This is a genomic window from Mycobacterium sp. MAC_080597_8934, assembly GCF_000523975.1.
Lineage (GTDB): Bacteria > Actinomycetota > Actinomycetes > Mycobacteriales > Mycobacteriaceae > Mycobacterium > Mycobacterium avium.
In genome coordinates this window covers 52,311-73,303 of sequence record NZ_JAOS01000056.1, presented here as the reverse complement: position 1 = coordinate 73,303, position 20,993 = coordinate 52,311, and the positions used below count along the sequence as shown (strand labels likewise).

Annotated in this window: 15 protein-coding genes and 1 pseudogene; 10 read left to right on the top strand and 6 right to left on the bottom strand. The window is 68.7% G+C overall.

Translation table 11 applies throughout. The features are described from left to right. The first annotated feature begins 123 nt into the window (after positions 1 to 123). The 5 genes from NF20_RS24515 (at position 124) to NF20_RS24495 (ending at position 5,503) form a co-directional block, all read left to right on the top strand. On the top strand, positions 124 to 723 hold the full coding sequence (locus tag NF20_RS24515; RefSeq protein ID WP_003873874.1) for a hypothetical protein: 600 nt from the start codon (positions 124 to 126) through the stop codon (positions 721 to 723). Beyond that, entirely contained in the window at positions 708 to 1,370 is a 663-nt protein-coding gene (locus tag NF20_RS24510; protein ID WP_033710940.1) for an RES family NAD+ phosphorylase, read from the top strand. Before NF20_RS24515 ends, NF20_RS24510 begins: the two co-directional genes overlap by 16 nt. Positions 1,371 to 1,505: 135 nt before the next feature. Continuing rightward, a complete protein-coding gene (locus NF20_RS24505; protein ID WP_033710938.1) occupies positions 1,506 to 2,090 on the top strand; it encodes a hypothetical protein in 585 nt (194 codons plus the stop codon). Positions 2,091 to 2,345: 255 nt separating this feature from the next. Continuing rightward, the gene (locus tag NF20_RS24500) at positions 2,346 to 4,679 is read left to right on the top strand and encodes a hypothetical protein (RefSeq protein ID WP_033710937.1); all 2,334 of its coding nucleotides are present in this window, start codon (positions 2,346 to 2,348) and stop codon (positions 4,677 to 4,679) included. Positions 4,680 to 4,882: 203 nt separating this feature from the next. Continuing rightward, positions 4,883 to 5,503: a hypothetical protein gene (locus tag NF20_RS24495; protein ID WP_033710936.1), complete on the top strand. Its 621-nt coding sequence runs from the start codon at positions 4,883 to 4,885 to the stop codon at positions 5,501 to 5,503. Between the two features lie 300 nt (positions 5,504 to 5,803). Here NF20_RS24495 and NF20_RS24490 read toward each other — a convergent pair whose 3' ends face one another. After that, the gene (locus tag NF20_RS24490) at positions 5,804 to 7,234 is read right to left on the bottom strand and encodes a sugar porter family MFS transporter (RefSeq protein ID WP_255343236.1); all 1,431 of its coding nucleotides are present in this window, start codon (positions 7,232 to 7,234) and stop codon (positions 5,804 to 5,806) included. A 423-nt stretch (positions 7,235 to 7,657) separates the two neighbouring features. Between NF20_RS24490 and NF20_RS24485 the strand changes: the two genes are divergently transcribed. The 5 genes and pseudogenes from NF20_RS24485 to NF20_RS24465 all read left to right on the top strand — a co-directional run bounded on the left by NF20_RS24485 (position 7,658) and on the right by NF20_RS24465 (position 15,740). Next, positions 7,658 to 8,254, top strand: coding sequence for a hypothetical protein (locus NF20_RS24485; protein WP_080711196.1), 597 nt, complete (start codon positions 7,658 to 7,660; stop codon positions 8,252 to 8,254). A gap of 63 nt (positions 8,255 to 8,317) precedes the next feature. Further along, positions 8,318 to 10,002: pseudogene (locus tag NF20_RS24480) on the top strand (Hsp70 family protein). 226 nt (positions 10,003 to 10,228) lie between these two features. Next, positions 10,229 to 13,117, top strand: a complete 2,889-nt coding sequence (locus tag NF20_RS24475; RefSeq protein WP_080772702.1) for a heterodisulfide reductase-related iron-sulfur binding cluster — start codon at positions 10,229 to 10,231, stop codon at positions 13,115 to 13,117. A 32-nt stretch (positions 13,118 to 13,149) separates the two neighbouring features. Further along, the gene (locus tag NF20_RS24470) at positions 13,150 to 14,442 is read left to right on the top strand and encodes a pyridoxal phosphate-dependent aminotransferase (protein WP_023872266.1); all 1,293 of its coding nucleotides are present in this window, start codon (positions 13,150 to 13,152) and stop codon (positions 14,440 to 14,442) included. Between the two features lie 32 nt (positions 14,443 to 14,474). Further along, entirely contained in the window at positions 14,475 to 15,740 is a 1,266-nt protein-coding gene (locus NF20_RS24465) for a YibE/F family protein (RefSeq protein WP_029248630.1), read from the top strand. A gap of 212 nt (positions 15,741 to 15,952) precedes the next feature. Here the strand turns inward: NF20_RS24465 and rfbA are convergent, their stop codons facing one another. From rfbA to NF20_RS24440, 5 genes are all read right to left on the bottom strand, one after another. Further along, on the bottom strand, positions 15,953 to 16,828 hold the full coding sequence (rfbA, locus tag NF20_RS24460; protein ID WP_003879222.1) for a glucose-1-phosphate thymidylyltransferase RfbA: 876 nt from the start codon (positions 16,826 to 16,828) through the stop codon (positions 15,953 to 15,955). A gap of 27 nt (positions 16,829 to 16,855) precedes the next feature. Beyond that, on the bottom strand, positions 16,856 to 17,230 hold the full coding sequence (locus NF20_RS24455) for a nuclear transport factor 2 family protein (protein ID WP_009979496.1): 375 nt from the start codon (positions 17,228 to 17,230) through the stop codon (positions 16,856 to 16,858). A 29-nt stretch (positions 17,231 to 17,259) separates the two neighbouring features. Next, positions 17,260 to 18,015, bottom strand: coding sequence for a maleylpyruvate isomerase family mycothiol-dependent enzyme (locus NF20_RS24450; protein WP_024637549.1), 756 nt, complete (start codon positions 18,013 to 18,015; stop codon positions 17,260 to 17,262). A 95-nt stretch (positions 18,016 to 18,110) separates the two neighbouring features. Continuing rightward, a complete protein-coding gene (locus NF20_RS24445; RefSeq protein WP_023866914.1) occupies positions 18,111 to 19,436 on the bottom strand; it encodes a UDP-glucose dehydrogenase family protein in 1,326 nt (441 codons plus the stop codon). Between the two features lie 44 nt (positions 19,437 to 19,480). Then, a complete protein-coding gene (locus NF20_RS24440; protein ID WP_255343508.1) occupies positions 19,481 to 20,989 on the bottom strand; it encodes a hypothetical protein in 1,509 nt (502 codons plus the stop codon). Positions 20,990 to 20,993 lie beyond the last annotated feature (4 nt).

Sequence of the window (20,993 nt, the reverse complement as noted above, 5' to 3'; positions counted from 1 at the left end):
CTTGTCGAGAATGGTAACGGCGCGCGGCCGCATCTTGTTCCCGGGGGCTATCGTTCGAGCCAGAATCCATCTAACGGTGATAGAATTCTGTTAATTTCCGTTAGCGCGCGCGAAGGCTTGCCGATGTCTACCGATGAACTCGACCAACTCTTGCTCGATCGGTTCAACTTGCGCCGCTCCGACCTGATCGCGGCGCTTAAAACGCTCCCCGCGCACCGGCCGTGGGCGGCCACGCTGACCACCGACGAGGCCCGGCTGCTCGATGACGCCGGTTTCACCGAAGATCCCGGAGCCTACGCGGAGATCGCAGCCGACGTCACCGCCCATATGGCCAGGCTGTACGGCACGGCCTACAGCGCCGCCGACGTCAGCAAAGGGCTCGGCGTCAACGACTCCCGTGTGAGGCAACGCCGCCTCGCCCACACGCTATGGGCTATCGACGACGGCGGCACCTGGGTGTACCCCGCGATCCAGTTCGAGATCGTCGACCGCGGCCGCGACGAGCCCCTCACGCTCAAACAGGTCCGCGGCCTGGACGCGGTGCTGCCGGCTCTGCTCGCTAGGGACCTGCATCCCACCGCGGTGGCCGGCTTTCTCATGACGGCGCAACCCGATTTACGAATCGACGGTCAGCCGAAGTCGGTGCGGGACTGGCTGTTACACGGTGAATCCGTCGGGCCGGTACTCGAACTGATCGAGATCGCCGATTGGACCGCGACTTGACCGTCGACCCCATGCTGCCGGAACCTCCGGCACCGCACATATTGCGCTCGCTCGGCATCGGCGACGACGAGATGCGCGCGATCGGCGTCGATGAGATCTGGTGGCGTGTCCATCGCACGGCGGGCGAGCACGTCTTGGCGTGGAATGCATTGCGCACCTTCGGGCCGGTGCTGCGGTTCGACCCGCACCCTCTCCCCAGGGGGGAGCATGCCCGGCATGGCGTTTGGTACGGAGCGTCAAGTCCGTGCGCCGCACTCGGCGAGGCATACCAAGTCGACCGGACCATTGACCGCGAACGCGGCCGCCCCTATCTGACCGGTTTATCCTTCACCCGCCCGCTGCGGGTCCTCGACCTCGCCGCTGACAGCCGAGGGGCGTGGGCCACCCGCGTCGGCGGCACGTTCGCCATTTCGACGGCCCGGCACACCGTGACTCAGCAATGGGCGCGACACATCACAGCCGCATTCCCCCATCTCGACGGCCTGCGCTACAACAGCCGATTCGCCGGCGACCCATGCCTGGCGCTGTTCCCGCCGGCCGCATCCGAGATGCCGGCCAGGCCGAGATTGTCGCTACCCCTCGCCCATCCGGATCTGGCCGGCCGGGTCGCCGGTGCGGCGAAACGTCTCGGCTACGGCGTGGTGTGACGGCGTCGACGCGTCGATCACGCCGCGATAAAACTTCACCATCGGCGCCGCATCGATGCCCGCCGCGCCGCAGCGACCACCGCCGCGGTATGCGTAACCTGAGTCCCGCGATCTGAATTGTCTGGGGAGCGGCAGGTGCGGTTATCGGAGAATGCCCGGCGGAGCCTGGCCGGTGGTGCACTGCTGCTGGTGGTCCTGCCGGGCGGCGCCGGGCTGGTGTCCGGCTGCAGCACGGTGATCGGCGGCCGGCCGGTGGCCTCCCCGGGGGCCGGACCCACCGAACCGTCCTTCCCCACGCCCCGCTCCACCCCGCCGTCGGCCACCGCCGCCCCCGCGCCGACGGCGCTGCCGCCCCCGAGTCCCTCGGCTCCCGCCGGCGCCATCCCGCTGCCGCCGGACCAGAACGGCTACGTCTTCATCGAGACCAAATCCGGGTCGACCCGCTGCCAGATCAACAAGGACACCGTCGGCTGCGAGGCGCCGTTCACCAACTCCCCGCTGCAGGACGGTGAACACGCCAACGGCGTCAGCATCAACGCCGGCGGCAAGGTGCAGTGGGTGCTGGGCAACCTGGGCGCCATCCCGACCGTCAAGCTCGACTACCGCACCTACAGCGCGCAGGGCTGGACGATCGTCGCCAACGCCGACGGCACCCGGTTCACCAACGACCAGACCAAGCACGGCATGTTCGTCAGCATCGAGAAGGTCAACACGTTCTAGGGGCCTGAAAGCCGAGGTAGTGGGCTTACTTCGCAGATGACGTCTGCAGTGCGTCCGCAGCAGATGGCTTGAGCACCGCGCCGCCCACAGTCCGAAAGTGAATTGGTCAACAAGCTCGCGGCGGTAGCCTTTTCCCGTGCGCGGAAGGGATGGCGATGCTGTCGGGAGGGGTTGGCGGCGCTCCGGGGCTTACTGCCCTGACCGGTGTGCAACGGGAGTGGTTGACCGGTCACCGCGAACTGGTATGGGGATGCGATGCAGCTAAAGCATCTCACCATCGCCGAGCTGGTTGCCGGGGCTGGCGGTGATCCGTGGGAGGTCAACCGGACCTTGCAGGCCGGCCGCCCGGCCCAGATTGAGCGTTTGGCAGAAGCTTTCCACGGCGCGGGGCGTCACACCGCCGAGTCCGACCATGCATGCGCGCAGGCGCAGCAACGTTTCAATGCCGCCTGGAACCATCAGGACGGCGGCCCCAACCCGATCAATAGCTCAGCGGAAGTGCAGCGGACCGTCAAATCCCTTGGCGCGCAGTCTGAACAGTTGCCCAAGATCGGCGCCGACTTGGAAAACATCGCCGCTGCATTGTCCGAGGCGCAAAAAAGCGGTGCTGCAGAGATCGCCACCTTGGAAGGCCAGCTGGAGCAGCTCGACCACATGATCGACTTGGCCGAGCAGGATCTGCGGGACCACCCCGACGCGGCGAGCCAGCAAGAGCTGCATGCGATTATCAAAGCACTCCGAACGGCTGCGGTTAACGACACCAAGGATGCGCTCGGCCAGCTGCATGCCACCCGCGACAGCTATTCGAGTTCCCTTCGCAAAGCGCAGACCAACTTGGCCAACGACGGGTACGACCCCACATCGACCTTCCGTGCCGACGGCCATGAAGCCGAAACGCCCGACCAGGCAAGGCAAGACGTCACCGATGCCCTGGCGGGTGACAAGGGGGCCGCCTCCCGCGTCAACGGCGTCCTGAACTCGATCACCCCCGACCAGCTGGCCGGGAAGGTGCCATTAACCGCCGAGCAGGCTTCGGTGTTGAGCCAACTACAGGCGCAAGAGCATGGCATGTCTATGGATGCGCTCAAGACCGCCGAACAGCGTTTGGGCGACGAGAAAGGCGTGATCGGCAATTCGTTGCAGCTGATGAGCAACCCGAATCTCATGTTCCCTCAGACCCCGCTGAGCATTGGCGCGAAGCAGGGAACCGACATGGTCAAAGGTGGGGCCAACCAGTTGCCCACAAGTGTTCAGCAGCTGCTGAATTCACCCCGACCCGACCTTCGCCACCTGAACCAGCTCGCTGGCATCGTCAAAGACGGCAACCACACCTTCCAGGCCAACACCGACTTGGACCGTGGGATGGTCAAGCAGGCATCGACGCTCATGAATAGCCCGTTTTGGCGTGCCGGTGAAGGCGGTCCTGGCGACCTCAACCCCGGCATCGACCCCACGGTTTCCAACGTCTTATCGGCGGCATCACCTGATCACCAAGTGGTGCACGACGCCATGACCACCGGCGACCATGACCGCTTCCTGCAGAACCTCACACACCATTCCTGGCAAGACCACGGCCAAGCGGTGAGCTCGCTGTTTTCTTGGACTGGTGATGCGACCCAAGGACCCAAAGCAAGCATCGCCGCTCAAACCGCACACGCCTACAGCACCTACATCGGGCACCACCAGCAGGACCTATTGAACCTTCCCGGCAATCACACGCTGGGACAGGTCAACCCCAATCTCGTACAGGGCATGGCCCACGGTTTGGGGCCTTACGTCGACAACATCGCCGGTACGACCGGCGGACTGCCAGGATTCGGCGACTCCCTTGACAACGAGGGCGACACTCGATCTGGCGCGCTGCCGGTCGCCAAAGGCGTCTTCTCAGTCCTCAATAGCGACCAAGCCGCGGGCCAATACTTTAACGGTCAAGCCTATGCACATGCCGTGGCTCACGAAGCCGCCTTCGGCAATGAGCCGACTCATTCCGGTTACGACACCCAGCTTTACGACGCCGCGACTCTGAAGGGCTTGGTCGACGTCGGAACTCACAACGCATATCACGCGAATGAAGTAAACGGATATCACCAACAGTTATCCGAATACGAGTTGAAGAAACAGGCATACGAGGCCGGGCTCACCGGTCTAGGCACCGTGGCCGGTTTACCGCCAGGTGTCGGTACCGTGGCCAACCCCGCACTCAACGTGCTCGGACACGGGCTGGAAAACAGCATTCTCGGGCCGGCTCCCAGCGCACCAGGCGAGAACCCCATCCAACCGATGGACATCGGCGTCGCAGACCAAGGAATGGCCAATGCGATGCTCGCGGCCGGGCACAACGTCCAGCTTCCGGACGGGTACGTCGTGTACGACGATCAACACCCTCACGGGCGACTCGCAACACTCGACGAAGTAAGGGCGAAATTCCCCGGGCTTACTGCTAGTCAGTACGACGGCGTGATTGGCCCTGCGCTATCGCACGCAATCGCATTGCCGCCCGAGGAAAAAATGTCTCCCGATGAGTGGATGGCCACCCGCTACGACAATGTCGTCGGCGTCCCGCACGCGGAACAGGGACGCCCGAAGTGACAAATGTGTTACGCAAGTTCGGCGGTGTTGCCGCCTGCGTGGTATTCGCCGTTATCTCGATAGCTGGATGCAGCTCCGGCGCACACCAGGGTGGGGCGTCTTCGACGCCGTCTTCGCCTCCTGCCGGTTGGCCCGCGGCCCTCAACGACTTCACATTCGTCTGGACCGCTGAGCCCGGCATTGACGTCACCGCGGGACCCGCTGTGCCGGTGCGTGCCTACACCGAGTCCTACCTGCTCGCCTCCATCATGGGTGACAACCGGTACCTGTATCCCGGCTTCCAGCAGGCGGTCGATCCCAACCAGTCCATCAACCAACCCATCGGCACCCAATCTCTGTGGCCCAAAACCAACGCCCCCCAACAACAATGGATCGGCACCGTCCAGGTGCACATCTTGTCTGTGGCGACGGCCGGCCGCGACGTGACAGTGGTGGCCTGCGAATACACGTTTGGCACAGCCCAACCAGCCCGCCACGGTTACGAACCCAATATCGGTAAGCCACCACCGTATTCAGGCATCGACCCCCTGCGGATCACGATGGAAACCCCCGCTAAGCCAGGACCAGAATCCCCCCAGCGGGGACCGGCCCGTACACCGTCCGTCGACGTCTTCAACGGCTGGCGGATCACCAGCCATCAAGGCGGCTACTTCGCCCAGTCCGGAGTCGGCGACGAATGGCCAAATGCCATCGAAGACAGAAACACCTGCCTCGCCAAAGCTCCCCAACACCCCGACCTCCAACGCGGCGGCGAATACCCCCGCACCGACTTCCCCACGCTGCCGCCCTCTCCGGGATGGCCAGCCCCGAGCGCGGCATCGTGATGTCCTGCCTCGGTTTCGAGGTTCCATGCTGCGATCGCCCTGGGTGCTGAGCAGACCCGGCTTCACTTTCAAGCCACCCAATTCAACGAGATTCCTCGCGAGGGGATCCGCACCTTGGCGGTTCAGTATCAGCAATCGTCCGCAGACCGTCCGCAGCAGAGTTAGCGGCAATTCATCGCAACCATCAGAGCCAACGTTCTCAACACACCTTGGTTCACCAAACGTCCAGATAGGTTCGTCAGCATCGAGAAGGTCAACACGTTCTGAGCCGCGGATCAGGTTGCCGCGCAACGGGATTCGTCAGCGGCCGAAGTCCGACGGCCGGAATTTCCCCTCGGACAGCTGGTATTCGATCTCCTCAAGGGTTTTGCCCGTGAGGTCGGGCATGCGGAAGAACACGAAGATCCAGGCCGCCACGTTGAACAACGCGTAGAGCCACATCGAGGGGCCGACCCCGATCGCCTTGATCAGCGACAGCATCGTCAAGGTGATCACCAGGTTGGTCCCCCACAGGGTGGCCGACTGCAGGGCGGTGGCCGCCGGTCGCACCGCCAGCGGATAGGTCTCCGAGCCGGTCAGCCAGCCCATCAACTGCAGGCCGCCGCCGTTGAACAGCATGAAGGCGATCAGGCAGATCATGATGTAGGGGATCACGTCGCGACCGCTGTCGCTGGTGATGAACAGCAGGCCCAGCGCGAACAGGCTGATCGCCGCGCCCGGCACCATGATGAGGGTGAGCCGGCGCCGGCCGACCCGGTCGATGATGGCCAGCCCGACCAGTTGGGCGATCAGGTACGCCGCGCCCAGACACACCGACACCTGCAGCGCCACGGACCGGTACACGCCGTCGTCGGTCAGGATGGTCGGCGAGTAGTAGATGATCATCTCGATGCCGCTGAGTTGGGTGAACACCGCGATACCGCAACCGAGGACCAGGGCCGGGCGAACCCAGGCGTCGCGCAGCCCGCGCCACCCGCGGGTGGTGGCCGTGCGTTCGACGCGGGCGAGTTCGGTGGCCTCATCCAGCTCGGCGGCCACGTCGTAGCCCTCGGGCCGGACGTGTTCCAGCACGGCGCGGGCGGCGTCTCGGTTGTCCTTTTTGACCAGCCAGCGCGGACTTTCCGGGAGGCGCAGCAGCAGCCACAGCATGATCGCCGCGGGCACGCAGGCGAGGCCGATCGGCCCCCGCCAGGAGATCGAGCCGCCGGCCCCGACCAGGGTGGCGGTGAGGATGCCCACCCCGATGGCGATCTGGAAGCACAGCACCAACCGTCCCCGGTAGGCCGGCGGCGCCAGCTCGGCGACATACATCGGCGCCGTCTGCGTCGCGCCCCCGACCGCGAACCCCAGCACCAGCCGGCCCAGCGACAGCATCACGGAATCTGCGGCGTCGGCGCACCACAACGCGCCGACGATGAACACCACCGCCAGCATCAACAGCGTGCCGCGCCGGCCGCGCAGGTCGGAGAGCCAGCTGCACGTCAGCGCCCCGGCGACGGCGCCGAGCAGGATGCTGGCGGCGATCACCTGCTGCCAGCCCTCGGTGATGTTGAAGTCCTGGGTGAGCTGCAGCAGGGCCCAGGAGATGACGCCGGTGTCGTAGCCGTAGAGCATGCCCGAGATCGCGGCGACGAGCGCGATGATCACCACGGCACCCGTCAGTTGCCGACTCGGCGCGGTCGGAGCCTCGCGGACCCCTGACCACCGGTTTGCCGAGTCGTCGTCGCGCACTAGCAGAGCTGGTGGTCGTCGCGGAGCGTAGGCGTTTGCCGGGTCGGCCCGGGCATCGTCATCGTCTCCTTGGGCGTGTGCTCGGATGGTTGCTCGGCGTTGCTTTCCGACGGTCTCGACAGCCCGATGTCATCACCGGTGGCGCTACCGGGAGGCAGTTGTGTAGTGGTCGCGGGCGCGGTCAAGGTGCTCGCATGACCAGCGGTTCCGGTCGGCTCGCTGCGCATTGACGCGGAAAGCGTGCCTGTCGCAGACTTGGTGAAGTCTTCAGGCGACGAAGCCAGTTATATTGTACCAGAACGAGATTCGACGCACGAACCGCCGGGCGGGTGTGTCGGGCGCCACAGTCGCAGGCGTGAGCCGACCCGATAGACGGGTCAGGATCGACGGTGTGCGGCGCGCGTCCCGACGCCCCGGTTACCGATCGGCATCAGCGGATTGGCAGGTGCGGTCAGTACCATCGGTGCCGTGGCATCCAACGGCCCACGCGACGAGTTCCACAACCAGCCCACGCAGCATGCCGACTTCGGCATGAGCCAGCAGCCGCCCACCGGCGAGCTGCCGCCGCCCGGCTTCCCGCCGGACCGGCCCGAGGGGTTCGAGCAACCCGGCAACGTCGACCCGTTCGACCAGGAGGCCGAGCCCACCCCCTGGTATCGCCGGCCCGCGATGCTGATCGCCTGGGTGGTCTCCGTCGTCGTCCTGATCGGCCTGATCGTCTTCGGCGTCATCGAGCTCATCGGCGGCCAACAGGGCGTCAGCCATGTGCCCAAATCGACCACCAGCACGACCACCACGACCACGACGACCACGACACCGACGACGACGACCACCACCACGCCGAGCTCGACCTCGCCCGGCAGCAGCGCCGAACAGCCGCCGGCGCAGCAGCCCAGCCAGCAGCCCGGCGGGGGCCAGACCCAGCAGCCGTCGCATCACCACCGGCTGCCGCAGCTGCCGCCGGTGATCACCATTCCGCAGGTGCCGACCGTCATCACGGTGCCGCCGGGTCTGCGTTAGGCCGCGGGGCGGCGCCCTACACTCGCTGCAATCCAACCGACGACTGACACAGGGGTGCGGGACATGAGCGAGCCGCTCGGACTGTCGATCGGAGTGGCCAACCTGGTGGCGGCCCGCGCCGGCAGCGTCCCGGTGATCCGCAGCTCGGTGCTGACGCTGTTCGAGCAGCGGCCCACCGAAGTCGGCCTGCCCGACGAGAACCCGAACCTGACCGAACCCGGGCTGGTGTTGCGGGGGTTCGTCGAGCGGGTCGGCGACCGGGCCCCGCTGGTGGCGGCCGACGGCACCAAGTACCTGGGCGCGGCGCTGACGGTCGAGGCGGTCGAGGCGATGGCCCGCGCCGTCGGCTACGGGGCGCCGATCACCATCGCGGTGCCCGCCTACTGGTCCGACGACCAGTTCGCCGCGCTGCGCGAGGAGTTCTTCGCCCAGTCCGACCTCGCGCGGGAGGGGGTGGCGCCGATGCTGGTTTCCGACGCCACGGCCGCGCTCGCGATGCTGCGCGGCACGCCGGGATTCCCGTCCGACGGCGTGATTGCGCTGTGTGACTTCGGCGCCGGCGGCACCACCGTCACCCTGATGGACGGCCGGGCCGGCTTCGCGCCGGTCGGCCCGTCGCTGCGGTACACCGACTTCTCCGGCGACGCGATCGACCAGCTCGTCCTCGACCACCTGCTGGCCTCCGACGTCAGCACCGCCATGCGGGGCGGGTCCGGGCGGATCGGGTCGCAGAGCCGGCTGCTCGGCGCCTGCCGTCGGGCCAAGGAGCAGCTGTCGACGGCCGTGGCGGCCACGGTGGCCGGGGCGCCCGGACAGGGCGCCCAGCTGACCCGCGCCGAGTTCGAGCAACTGATCTCCACACCGCTGGACCGGTTCCTGGATTGGTGCCAGGAAGCGTTGCGGCGCAACGGGATTGGTAACTCCACTCTGCGTGGGGTGGCGATCGTCGGCGGCGGGGCGAGCATCCCGCTGCTCACGCCGCGGTTGTCGGGACGGTTCGGGGTGCCGGTGCACAGCACCGCGCAGCCGGGATTGAGCGCCGCGCTGGGCGCGGCGACGCTGGGTGCGCAATACGCGTCGGGGGCCGCTCCGACGGCCGCCGCCGCCGCGGTGGAGACACCCACCGAGATGGTCGGCGCCGGCGGGCTCGACATGACCCAGGCCGCCTGGGCCGCGCAGGCCACCGACGTGGACGACGCCCTGGCGTGGTCGCAGGACGCCGACACCTCCGACGAGCCGGTGCCCTACACCGGCCGCGACGCCACCGGCGAATACGCCAGTGAGGCAAGACGATTCGACGACGCCGCGGCGGGCGGGCTGCCCTGGTACAAGCGCACCGCGCTGGTGTTGAGCGTGGCCGGGGCCGGCGCGGCGGTGCTGATCGCCCTGGTGTTGGCGATCAACCTGCTGCTCACCAAGTCCACCCAGGACCGGCCCACGTCGCCGCCCAGCACGCCGCCCCGCCGCAAACCGTGACCATCACCGGGCCGAACGACAGCACCACCGTCACCGTCGTGCCGGCCCCGCCACCGCCGTCCAGCGAGGCGCCGCCGCCCCCGGCCACCACCACGACAGCGCCGCCGGAGCCGTCGACCACCACGACAACCACGACGCCCCCGCCGAGCAGCACGACCACGACCAGCGCCGCGCCCACCACGACGGCGCAGCCGAGCACCACCAGCGCGGCGCCGACGACCACCCGGGTGCGCCCGATTCCGCCGATCTTTCAACCACCTTTCGGCCGTTAACACCGCCCGGTAAAGGTCATTCGGCGAAAAGCCGGTGGCGTCGATCACTCCGACAAACGTCACATGGCCGCGGGCGGGTACCAACGCAGCAGGCCAGGGGCGCCGACGAGCGGCAAGTTAGGGCAGCCTTTCTCGCGCCGAAAGCCACGAAGATGTAACTATGAGCGGGGCTTAAGCAGGCAAATAAAGCACAGGCCGAATTTTCTATGCATTGGGGAGACCTTCTGTGACAACGCAGATGCTCATCAGACTGGTCGTGGGCATGGGCATGACGCTGATCGTGGCCGCGCTCGCCGCACGCCGGGTGCTGTGGCTGTTCAAGCTGATCACGTCCGGCAAGCCGGCCCCGGGGCACACCGACGACCCCGGCAAGCGGGTCTGGGCGGAGGTCTCCGAGGTCTTCGGGCAGCGCCGCCTGCTCAAGTGGTCGATCCCCGGCCTGGCCCACTTCTTCACCATGTGGGGCTTTTTCATCCTGTTGACGGTCTACATCGAGGCCTACGGCCTGCTGTTCCAGGACAACTTCCACATCCCGATCATCGGGCGCTGGGACGCGCTGGGCTTTTTGCAGGACTTCTTCGCCACCGCCGTGTTCCTGGGCATCGCCACCTTCGCCGTCATCCGGTTGATGCGCAGCCCGCGTGAGATCGGCCGCTCGTCACGGTTCTACGGCTCGCACACCGGCGGCGCCTGGCTGGTGCTGTTCATGATCTTCAACGTCATCTGGACCTACGTCCTGGTGCGCGGTTCGGCGGTGAACAACGGCACGTTGCCCTACGGCAAGGGCGCGTTCTTGTCCCAGCTGTTCGGCGCCATCCTGCGGCCGCTGGGCCAGCCCGCCAACGAGTACATCGAGACCGCGGCCCTGCTGGCGCACATCGCGGTGATGCTGGCGTTCCTGATCATCGTGCTGCACTCCAAGCACATGCACATCTTCACGGCGCCGATCAACGTCATCTTCAAGCGGCTGCCCAACGGGCTGGGCCCGCTGCTGCCGATCGAATACGACGGTAAGCCCATCGACTTCGAAAACCCGCCGGACGACGCGGTTTTCGGCCGCGGCAAGGTCGAGGACTTCAGCTGGAAGGCGATGCTGGACTTCGCCACGTGTACCGAGTGCGGCCGCTGCCAATCGCAGTGCCCGGCCTGGAACACCGGCAAGCCGCTCTCGCCCAAGCTGGTCATCATGGACCTGCGGGACCACTGGATGGCCAAGGCGCCCTACATCCTGGGCGACAAGCAGTCCCCGCTGGAGAGCACGCCCGAGGGCGGGGTCGGCGAGGAGCTGTCCGGTGAGAAGCACGCCGAGGCGCACCACGTGCCCGAGTCGGGCTTCGGCCGGGTGATGGGCTCGGGCCCGGAGCAGGCCACCCGCCCGCTGGTCGGCACCGAGGAGCAGGGCGGTGTCATCGACCCCGACGTGCTGTGGTCGTGCGTGACCTGCGGCGCCTGCGTCGAGCAGTGCCCGGTGGACATCGAGCACGTCGACCACATCGTCGACATGCGCCGCTACCAGGTGATGATGGAGTCGGAGTTCCCCTCGGAACTGTCGGTGCTGTTCAAGAACCTGGAGACCAAGGCCAACCCGTGGGGCCAGAACGCCAGCGACCGCACCAACTGGATCGACGAGGTCGACTTCGACGTGCCGGTCTACGGCGAGGACGTCGACAGCTTCGACGGCTACGAATACCTGTTCTGGGTGGGCTGCGCCGGCGCCTACGACGACAAGGCCAAGAAGACCACCAAGGCCGTCGCCGAGCTGCTGGCCGTCGCCGGGGTGAAGTACCTGGTGCTCGGCGCCGGCGAAACCTGCAACGGCGACTCGGCCCGCCGCTCGGGCAACGAGTTCCTGTTCCAGCAGTTGGCCGCCCAGGCCGTCGAAACCCTGGACGGGGTGTTCGAGGGTGTGGAGACGGTCGACCGCAAGATCGTGGTGACCTGCCCGCACTGCTTCAACACGCTGGGCCGCGAATATCGCCAGCTGGGCGCCAACTACACGGTGTTGCACCACACCCAGCTGCTGAACCGGCTGATCCGGGACAACAAGCTGGTGCCGGTGACCCCGGTGTCCCAGGACATCACCTACCACGACCCCTGCTACCTGGGCCGGCACAACAAGGTCTACGAGGCGCCGCGTGAGCTGATCGGCGCCGCGGGCGCGAATCTGACCGAGATGCCGCGGCACGCCGAGCGCAGCTTCTGCTGCGGCGCCGGCGGCGCCCGGATGTGGATGGAAGAGCACATCGGCAAGCGGATCAACCACGAGCGCGTCGATGAGGCCCTGGCCACCGGCGCCGCGACCGTGGCGACCGCGTGCCCGTTCTGCCGGGTGATGGTCACCGACGGCGTCAACGACCGGCAGGAGGAGGCCGGCCGCTCCGGCGTCGAGGTGCTCGACGTCGCCCAGATCCTGCTGGGCTCGCTCGAGTACGACAAGGCGACGCTGCCCGAAAAGGGCACGGCCGCCAAGGAAGCCGAGAAGCGGGCCGCCCAGGCGCCCAAGGCCACGGCCACCGTCGAGGCGCCGGCCAAGGAGACGACGAAGGAGCCCGCCGAGGCGGCACCCAAGGCGGAGGCCGCACCGGCCGCGCCGGCCGCGCCGGTCAAGGGGTTGGGCATCGCCGGCGGCGCGAAGCGGCCCGGCGCCAAGAAGTCCGCGCCGGCCGCCGAGGCCAAGACCGAGGCTCCGGCGGAGGCCAAGACGGAGGCCCCGGCGGCGCCCGCCAAGGGGCTGGGCATCGCCGCGGGCGCCAAGCGGCCCGGCGCGAAGAAGTCCGCCCCGGCCGCCCAAGCACCCAAGACCGAAGCGCCCAAGACCGAAGCCAAGACCGAGGCAGCCGGTGAGGCCAAGACGGGGGCTCCGCCGGCGCCGGCCGCACCGGTGAAGGGGCTGGGCATCGCCGCGGGCGCCAAGCGGCCCGGTGCGAAGAAGGCGGCACCCAAGGCCGAGGCACCCAAGGCGGAAGCGCCCAAGGCGGAAGCTCCCAAGGCCGAAGCCGAACCGGCCCCGAAAGCGGAGCCGGCAAAGCAGACCAATGGCGACGACGCACCGTCGCAGCCACCGGTCAAGGGACTGGGCATCGCCCGCGGGGCGCGTCCACCGGGCAAGCGCTGAGCTGGCAATTTCAGGCTTGACAGCAAATTTCAGTGGACAGTGATGGCACCATTGGTGGTGTGACAACCCACCAGCTGCCTGTGCACTCGTCCGCGCACCATCGCCAGCAGCGTACTTTCGCCCAGTCGTCCAAGCTCCAGGACGTCCTGTACGAGATCCGCGGCCCGGTACATCAGCACGCGGCGCGGCTGGAGGCCGAGGGACACCGCATCCTCAAGCTCAACATCGGCAACCCGGCGCCGTTCGGCTTCGAGGCGCCCGACGTCATCATGCGCGACATGATCCAGGCCCTGCCGTACGCCCAGGGCTACTCCGACTCGCAGGGCATCCTGCCCGCGCGCCGGGCGGTGGTCACCCGCTACGAGTTGGTCGACGGGTTCCCCCGCTTCGACGTCGACGATGTCTACCTGGGCAACGGCGTGTCCGAACTGATCACGATGACGCTGCAGGCGCTGCTCGACAACGGCGACGAGGTGCTTATCCCGTCGCCGGACTACCCGCTGTGGACGGCGTCGACCTCGCTGGCCGGCGGCACCCCCGTGCACTACCTGTGCGACGAGACGCAGGGCTGGCAGCCCGACATCGCCGATCTGGAATCCAAGATCACCGAGCGCACCAAGGCGCTGGTGGTGATCAACCCGAACAACCCGACCGGCGCGGTGTACAGCGGCGAAATCCTGAGCCAGATGGTCGATCTGGCGCGCAAGCACGAGCTGCTGCTGCTGGCCGACGAGATCTACGACAAGATCCTCTACGACGACGCCAAGCACATCAACGTGGCGTCGCTGGCGCCGGACATGCTGTGCCTGACCTTCAACGGCCTGTCGAAGGCGTACCGGGTGGCCGGCTACCGGGCCGGCTGGCTGGCGATCACCGGACCCAAGGACCACGCCGGCAGCTTCATCGAGGGCATCAACCTGCTGGCCAACATGCGGCTGTGCCCGAACGTCCCGGCGCAGCATGCGATCCAGGTGGCCCTGGGCGGCCACCAGAGCATCGAGGACCTGGTGCTGCCGGGCGGGCGGCTGCTCGAGCAGCGCGACGTGGCGTGGAGCAAGCTCAACGAGATCCCCGGGGTGTCCTGCGTTAAACCCGCCGGCGCCCTGTACGCGTTTCCCCGGCTGGACCCCGAGGTCTACGACATCACCGACGACGAGCAGCTGGTGCTCGACCTGCTGCTGCAGGAGAAGATCCTGGTCACCCAGGGCACCGGCTTCAACTGGCCGGCGCCGGATCACCTGCGCATCGTGACGCTGCCGTGGGCGCGGGACCTGGCCGCCGCGATCGAGCGGCTGGGCAACTTCCTGGTCGGCTATCGACAGTAAGCACCCAGCCGGGCGCCTCTACGGTGGAGCGCGTGACGCACTCCCACTCCCACGGCCTGCCGTCGGGCCCGGCCCCCGTCGATCGGTTGCCCGCCCGCATCGTCGTCGGGCTGCTGATCGCGATCGGCGTGGCGGTCGCCGTCGGCGCGATCGTGCTGTGGCCCAGCCGGCAGCACGTCGACATCCCGATGCCGCTGCAGAACGCGGCCGGCGGCGCGGTGAGCACGCAGGCCGGGCACGTGCTGTCCAGCGGGTTGGGCGACTGCGGCAGCCCGTCGGTCAGTCAGGTGCTCACCGGCCCGCCGCAGCCGGCGCTGCCGGGTGCCGGGCGCTGCGTGCTGACCCAGGTGGCGATCGATTCCGGGCCCAACGCCGGCGCCGCCACGCTGCTGGAGTCCTCCCCGGGGCCCGGCCAACCGAAATTCGCGGTGGGCGACCGCATCCGGATCGTCCGGCAGGTCGACGACCAGGGCGCTACCAGCTACGCCTTCTACGACTTCGAACGGGGTTGGGCGCTGGTCGGTTTGGCGGTCGCGTTCGCGGTGGTGATCGTCGCGGTGGCGCGCTGGCGCGGACTGCTGGCGCTGGTGGGCATCCTGGTCGCCTTCGTGGTGCTGGTGACGTTCCTGCTGCCGGCGCTGCGCGACGGCGCGCCCGCGGTTCCGGTGGCGCTGGTGGCGGCGGCGGCGATCCTCTACGCGGTCATCTACCTGGCTCACGGCGTCAGCCTGCGCACCAGCGCCGCGCTGCTGGGCACCCTGTCGTCGTTGCTGCTGGCCGCCGGATTATCTTGGGCGGCGATACAATTGGCGCATCTCACCGGGCTCTCGGATGAACAGAACAGCACGGTCAGCGCGTACCTCGGTAGCGTGTCCATCGGCGGGCTGCTGCTGGCCGGTTTCATCATCGGCTCGCTGGGTGTGCTCAACGACGTGACGGTGACCCAGTCGTCGACGGTGTTCGAGCTGGCCCGCCTGGGCGGCTCGCGGCGGGCGATCTTCACCGGCGCCCTGCGGGTGGGCCGCGATCACATCGCCAGCACCGTCTACACGCTGGTGCTGGCCTATGCCGGCAGTTCGCTGCCGCTGCTGCTGCTGTTCAGCGTCGCCAACCGCTCGCTGACCGACGTGCTGACCGGCGAGAGCGTGGCCATCGAGATCGCCCGCTCGGCGGTCGGCGGCATGGCGCTGGCCCTGTCGGTGCCGTTGACCACGGCGATCGCCGCGGTGCTGGCCAGACCCAGCGGCGGTCGCAAGCGCGGCGAAGCCGGGCGCGGCGGGCCGCCGCCATCGGTCTAGCGGCGGTCGCAAGCGCGGCGAAGCCGGCGCAGCGGCCGCCGCCATCGGTCTAGCGGCGGTCGCAAGCGCGGCGAAGCCGGCGCGGCGGGCCGCCGCCATCGGTCTAGCGGCGGTCGCAAGCGCGGCGAAGCCGGCGCAGCGGGCCGCCGCCATCGGTCTAGCGGCGGTCGCAAGCGCGGCGAAGCCGGGCGCGGCGGGCCGCCGCCATCGGTCTAGTGAAAACGGCTGCGCTCCAACAGGTCCAGCAGATAGCCGCCGTAGCCCGACTTGAGCAGGCTCTGGGCGCGCTCGGACAGCTGCTCATCGGTGATCCAGCCCTGCTGCCACGCCACCTCTTCGGGCACACTGACTTTGAGTCCCTGGCGGCGCTCCAGCGTGCGCACGAAGTCGCTGGCGTCCAGCAGCGAATCGAAAGTGCCGGTGTCCAGCCAGGCCGTGCCGCGGGCCATCACCTCGACCGAGAGCCGGCCGCGGCTGAGATAGATCTGGTTGACCTCGGTGATCTCGTACTCGCCGCGCTCGGATTTCTTCAGACCCTTGGCGATTTCGATCACGTCGTTGTCGTAGAAATACAAACCCGGCACCGCGTAATTGGATTTCGGCGTCTTGGGTTTCTCCTCCAGCGACAGCGCCATGCCGTCGTCGCTGAACTCCACCACCCCGTACGCCGACGGGTTGGCCACCCAGTACGCGAAAACCGCTCCGCCGGTTATGGTTTGGAAGCGCCTCAGGCTGGTGCCCAGCCCGGGGCCGTAGAAGATGTTGTCTCCCAACACCAATGCTACCGAGTCGTTGCCGATGTGGTCGGCGCCCAGGACGAACGCCTGGGCCAGGCCGTCGGGCCGCTCCTGCGTCACGTAGGTGATGTTGATGCCGAATTGCGAGCCGTCACCCAGCAGCCGGACGAATCCGGCCGCGTCGTGCGGGGTGGTGATCACCAGGATGTCGCGGATGCCGGCCATCATCAGGGTGGACAGCGGGTAGTAGACCATCGGCTTGTCGTAGACCGGCAGCAACTGCTTGCTGATGCCGGTGGTGATCGGATGCAGGCGGGTGCCCGACCCGCCGGCCAAGATGATTCCGCGCATGGGTGGCTCCTACTGCCTTGATCGGCCCTAGTCGACGGCGTCGTCCTCGGTCAGTTCGGTGGCCGCCAGCGCCGAGGCCAGGCTGTCGTGCCGGAACACCGACGTGACCCGGTCGTGCACGACGCGGAACGCCGAGGCGGCCGTGCTGACGGCGCCCGGGTCGTCGGGGCTGGTGACCTTCTGTTCGACGACCACGACACCATCGTGCACGTACATCCGGCCGAGCTCCGCGGTTCCCCGACGGGCGGCGGCCCAGTTGCGCAGCGCCTCATGGCCTTGTGCGGCCCCGTGCGCGTCGCCGATCTCGATGTCGTCGCTGGACAGGGCGATCAGGGTGTCCAGGTCCGACGCGTTGAGCGCGTCGTGCCAGGCCAGAACGGTGGCGATCTCCGATGTGGTCATGGTGTGCAAGTTACCGTGTGGTCGCGCGGCTAGAGAGGCGTACGGTCCAACCAGCGCTGCCACACGGCGTCGTCGCCGAACAGTTCGGCGCCGGTGTCGGCCAGTGGGCGGCGGCGCAGGATCGCCAGCAGCAGATCGGTTGCGCCACCGCGCAGCGCGACGCTGCCCTTGCCGTGCTCGTGCGACCAGGCGATGCGGCCCTGCTCGACCGCGACGGTCCACTCGCCGGCCTCGCCGAGGCCGGGATCGGTGGCGTGCAGGTGCAGGATGTCGGCGTTGTCGAGCGGCAGCGGCGCGCCCTGGCCGCCCGCCTGAACCGCGACCCGCTCCAGCCATTCGGTGATCGCATCGGCCGCCAGCTCGGGCCGCAGGGTGAACTCGCGGCCCAGGGCGATGGCCGCGTCGGCGCGATGTACGGCTGTCTCGTGCAGCCGGCGCCGGACCCACCAATTGGCCGGGCGCGGCCCGAGGAACGTCCAGACCGGCGTTTGGACGCCGGTCAGCTCGACGGCGTCGACCAGCCGCTGCGCCCCGCCGTGCAGCCAGGAGATCGCGTCGGCGGGATCGGGCGGCGGCTTGCCGCCCTCGACCATCCGCGGGTCGAGGTAGCTGTCGAGCCTGTCGCGCACGATCTGCGCCGCCCAGCGGTCACCCCGGCCGACGTGGCGGAACAGTTGCCGCAGGGTCCAGTCCGGGCAGGTGGGCACCGGCGTCGACTCGTCGGCATCCCGGAAAAGCTCCGCGAACCCGCGGTTTTCGTCGAGGAACGCTCCCGCATAGTCCACGCCGGTCAGGCTACGCTCCCGTTCGGCGCCGAGCGTCACGCCAGCGTGGCGCTCGCGGGCCGGCGCCACGCTGGCGTGACGCTCGGCCGGCGCGCTCAGGGTCGCGGCGCGCCCAGGCGGTAGACCCGCCAGCCGGCCCGCTGCCAGCGGGTGACGTCCAGGCAGTTGCGGCCGTCGACGACGACGCGGGCCCGGACCCGGTCGGCCAGGTCGTCGGGGTCCATCTCGACGAACTGGCGCCACTCGGTGAGCACCAACACCGCGTCCGCGCGCTCGCAGGCCTCCTCGACCGAGACGGCGTAGTTCAGCGTGGGGAACAGCCGCTGCGCGTTGTCCAGGGCCTTCGGGTCGTACACGTTGACCGCGGCGCCGTTGAGCTGCAGCTGGCCGGCGACATTGAGCGCCGGCGAGTCGCGCACGTCGTCGGATTCGGGCTTGAACGCCGCCCCGAGCACCGCGACGTTGGCGCCCAGCAGCGAGCCGCCGCAGGCCGCGCTGGCCAGTTCCACCATCCGGGTGCGGCGGCGCATGTTGATGCTGTCCACCTCGCGCAGGAACGTCAGCGCCTGATCGGCGCCCAGCTCGCCGGCGCGCGCCATGAACGCCCGGATGTCCTTGGGCAGGCAGCCCCCGCCGAAACCCAAACCGGCGTTGAGGAATTGGCGCCCGATCCGCGGGTCGTAGCCCAGCGCATCGGCCAGCAGGCTGACGTCGGCGCCGGCGGCCTCGCACACCTCGGAGATCGCGTTGATGAACGAAATCTTGGTCGCCAGAAAGGCATTGGCGGACACCTTGACCAACTCCGCGGTCTGCAGATCCGTCACCAGGAACGGCACCCCGGCGTCCAACAGCGGCCCGTACAGCTCCCGGACGGCGGCCTCGGCGCGCGGTGAATCCTGTTTGATGCCAAGCACAATCCGGTCCGGCCGCAGGGTGTCCTGCACGGCATAGCCCTCGCGCAGAAACTCCGGGTTCCACGCGATTTCGACGTCGACGCCGCGCGGCGCCAGCGCCGCCGCCCGCTGGTTCAGCTCGGCCGCGGTGCCCACCGGGACGGTCGATTTGCCGACCAGCACCGCCGACGTCGTCAACCGGGGCACCAATTCGTCGATGACGGCGTACACGTGGCGCAGATCGGCGCCGTATTCGCCCTTCTTCTGCGGGGTGCCCACACCCAGGAAGTGCACGTCGGCGAAGCCGGCCGCCATGTCGTAGTCGGTGGTGAAGCGCAGCCGGCCCGCGGCCAGGTTCTCGTTCAACAGCTTTCGCAGGCCGGGCTCGTAGAAGGGGATGTCACCCCCGGCGAGCTTGGCCACCTTGCCCGGGTCGATGTCGACCCCGAGCACGTCGTGTCCCAGCTCCGCCATTCCCACCGCGTGGGTGGCGCCCAGGTAACCCGTGCCGAACACGGTGCATCGCATACAACCGGTGTAGGTGGCCCCGATGAGCTGATTGCATCGCTGGGCTAAGCGTCAGGCAAACGGCGGATGACAGCTGGCCGATGCCGCCGACACTGCCCGGTACTAGTGGTGGGCCCGGTACTAGTGGTGGCCGAAGCCGCCGTGACCGCCGCCGAAGCCCGGGAAGCCGCCACCGCCGTGGCCGCCGCCGCCCGGGAAGCCGGGGAAGCCACCGCCGCCGTGCCCGCCGCCGTCACCGCCGCCGTGGCCGGGCGGTCCGCCGAATCCGGGACCACCCAGGCCGGGATCGGCAACGGGATCGGCACCGGGATGGGCGCGACCGCCGGCGGCGGGGTGGCGGGCCGCCGGAGCCGGCGCGGGTGCCTCCGGACGGGCACGGCGCCACCTGAACAGGGGCCGGGCCGGGCCGCCGGGCGGGTGCCGGGCCTCCGGCGCGGCGCGGGGCCTGAGGCGCGGCAGCGGCGCGGACGCGGCGCCTCGGGGCGGCGCCGGGCCGGAGCCGCCGGCGCGGGTCGGGTGGGTGCGACGACGACGTTCTGGTTCGGGCTGGGCCGCACGTTGGCCGTCGGCCGGATGGCGATCGCCAGCGAGACCACCAGGGCCACCACACCGATGACAAAGATCGCCGCCACCGCGCTGCCCACCAGCTTGAACGAGCTGCGGTCCGCGTAGTCGGCGTCGACCAGCTCGGTGGCCGCGGCCTGGGTGCCGGTGAAGAACTCGTCCGGGTCGTCGGGGACCGCGCTGTAGGCCAGGCCGTCGGCGCCGGCGTCGGCGGGGGTCTCGAAGTAGCCGGGCGCCACCGCGAGCGGATTGATGGCACCGGTGCCCGGGTCTTGGGCGTAGGCCAGCGCCGCGGTGGACGACGCGAACAGCGGAGCGTGCGCCGAGGCCAGGGCCGCGCCACGGGCCAGCGCGGTGTCCGGCTCCTCGGGCGCGGTCAGCGGAAGCGTGGTCGCCGCCTCCAGGGCCGGCTTGATCAGCGGGATGTCGATGCCCGAGCCGACGACGAACACGGCGTCGGGGCGGGTCTCCAGGTTCTCGGCGTTGGAGACCATCGAGGCCAGCTCGGCCACCGCCGCCTCGTCGTCTTCGGGGAGGGGCTGGCGCCGCACGTCGGCGATGGAGCCGTCCGCGCTGTCGACGACCGCCAGCGTCGCGGTGTCGGGCTCGATGTACAGCAGCGCGGTGTGCGCGTAGTTGGTCCGGTGGCCGACCGCTTGGGCCAGCGCGGCCGCGGCCAGGAAGGCCGAGACCAGCATCACATTTTCGACCTTGTGGGCGGCCAGCTTGTCGCGCAGCGCGGCGGCCTCGACCGGGTCGGTGAACGTCACGCCGGTCGAGGCGAGCTGGTAGCCGCCTTCGGCCGCCCCCTGCCGCGTTCCCAGGATCGCCGAAAGCACCTGGTCGGAGGCGGTGACAGTTGCTGCATCCTCGCTTGTGGCGACGTCGAAGTTGTCTTCGTCGACGGTGGCGCCATCGCCGTTCTCGCCTTCGACCAGCACCATTCGGACTGCCGTCGGCGCCATCGACACGCCCAGTACGGTGTCCAAAGCT

Coding starts and splice junctions, on each gene's coding strand:
- NF20_RS24445 (WP_023866914.1), bottom strand. CDS start 19,436: ATGCGATGCACCGTGTTCGGCACGGGTTACCTGGGCGCCACCCACGCG.
- NF20_RS24515 (WP_003873874.1), top strand. CDS start 124: ATGTCTACCGATGAACTCGACCAACTCTTGCTCGATCGGTTCAACTTG.
- rfbA (WP_003879222.1), bottom strand. CDS start 16,828: ATGCGCGGAATCATCTTGGCCGGCGGGTCGGGCACCCGCCTGCATCCG.
- NF20_RS24455 (WP_009979496.1), bottom strand. CDS start 17,230: ATGACCACATCGGAGATCGCCACCGTTCTGGCCTGGCACGACGCGCTC.
- NF20_RS24500 (WP_033710937.1), top strand. CDS start 2,346: ATGCAGCTAAAGCATCTCACCATCGCCGAGCTGGTTGCCGGGGCTGGC.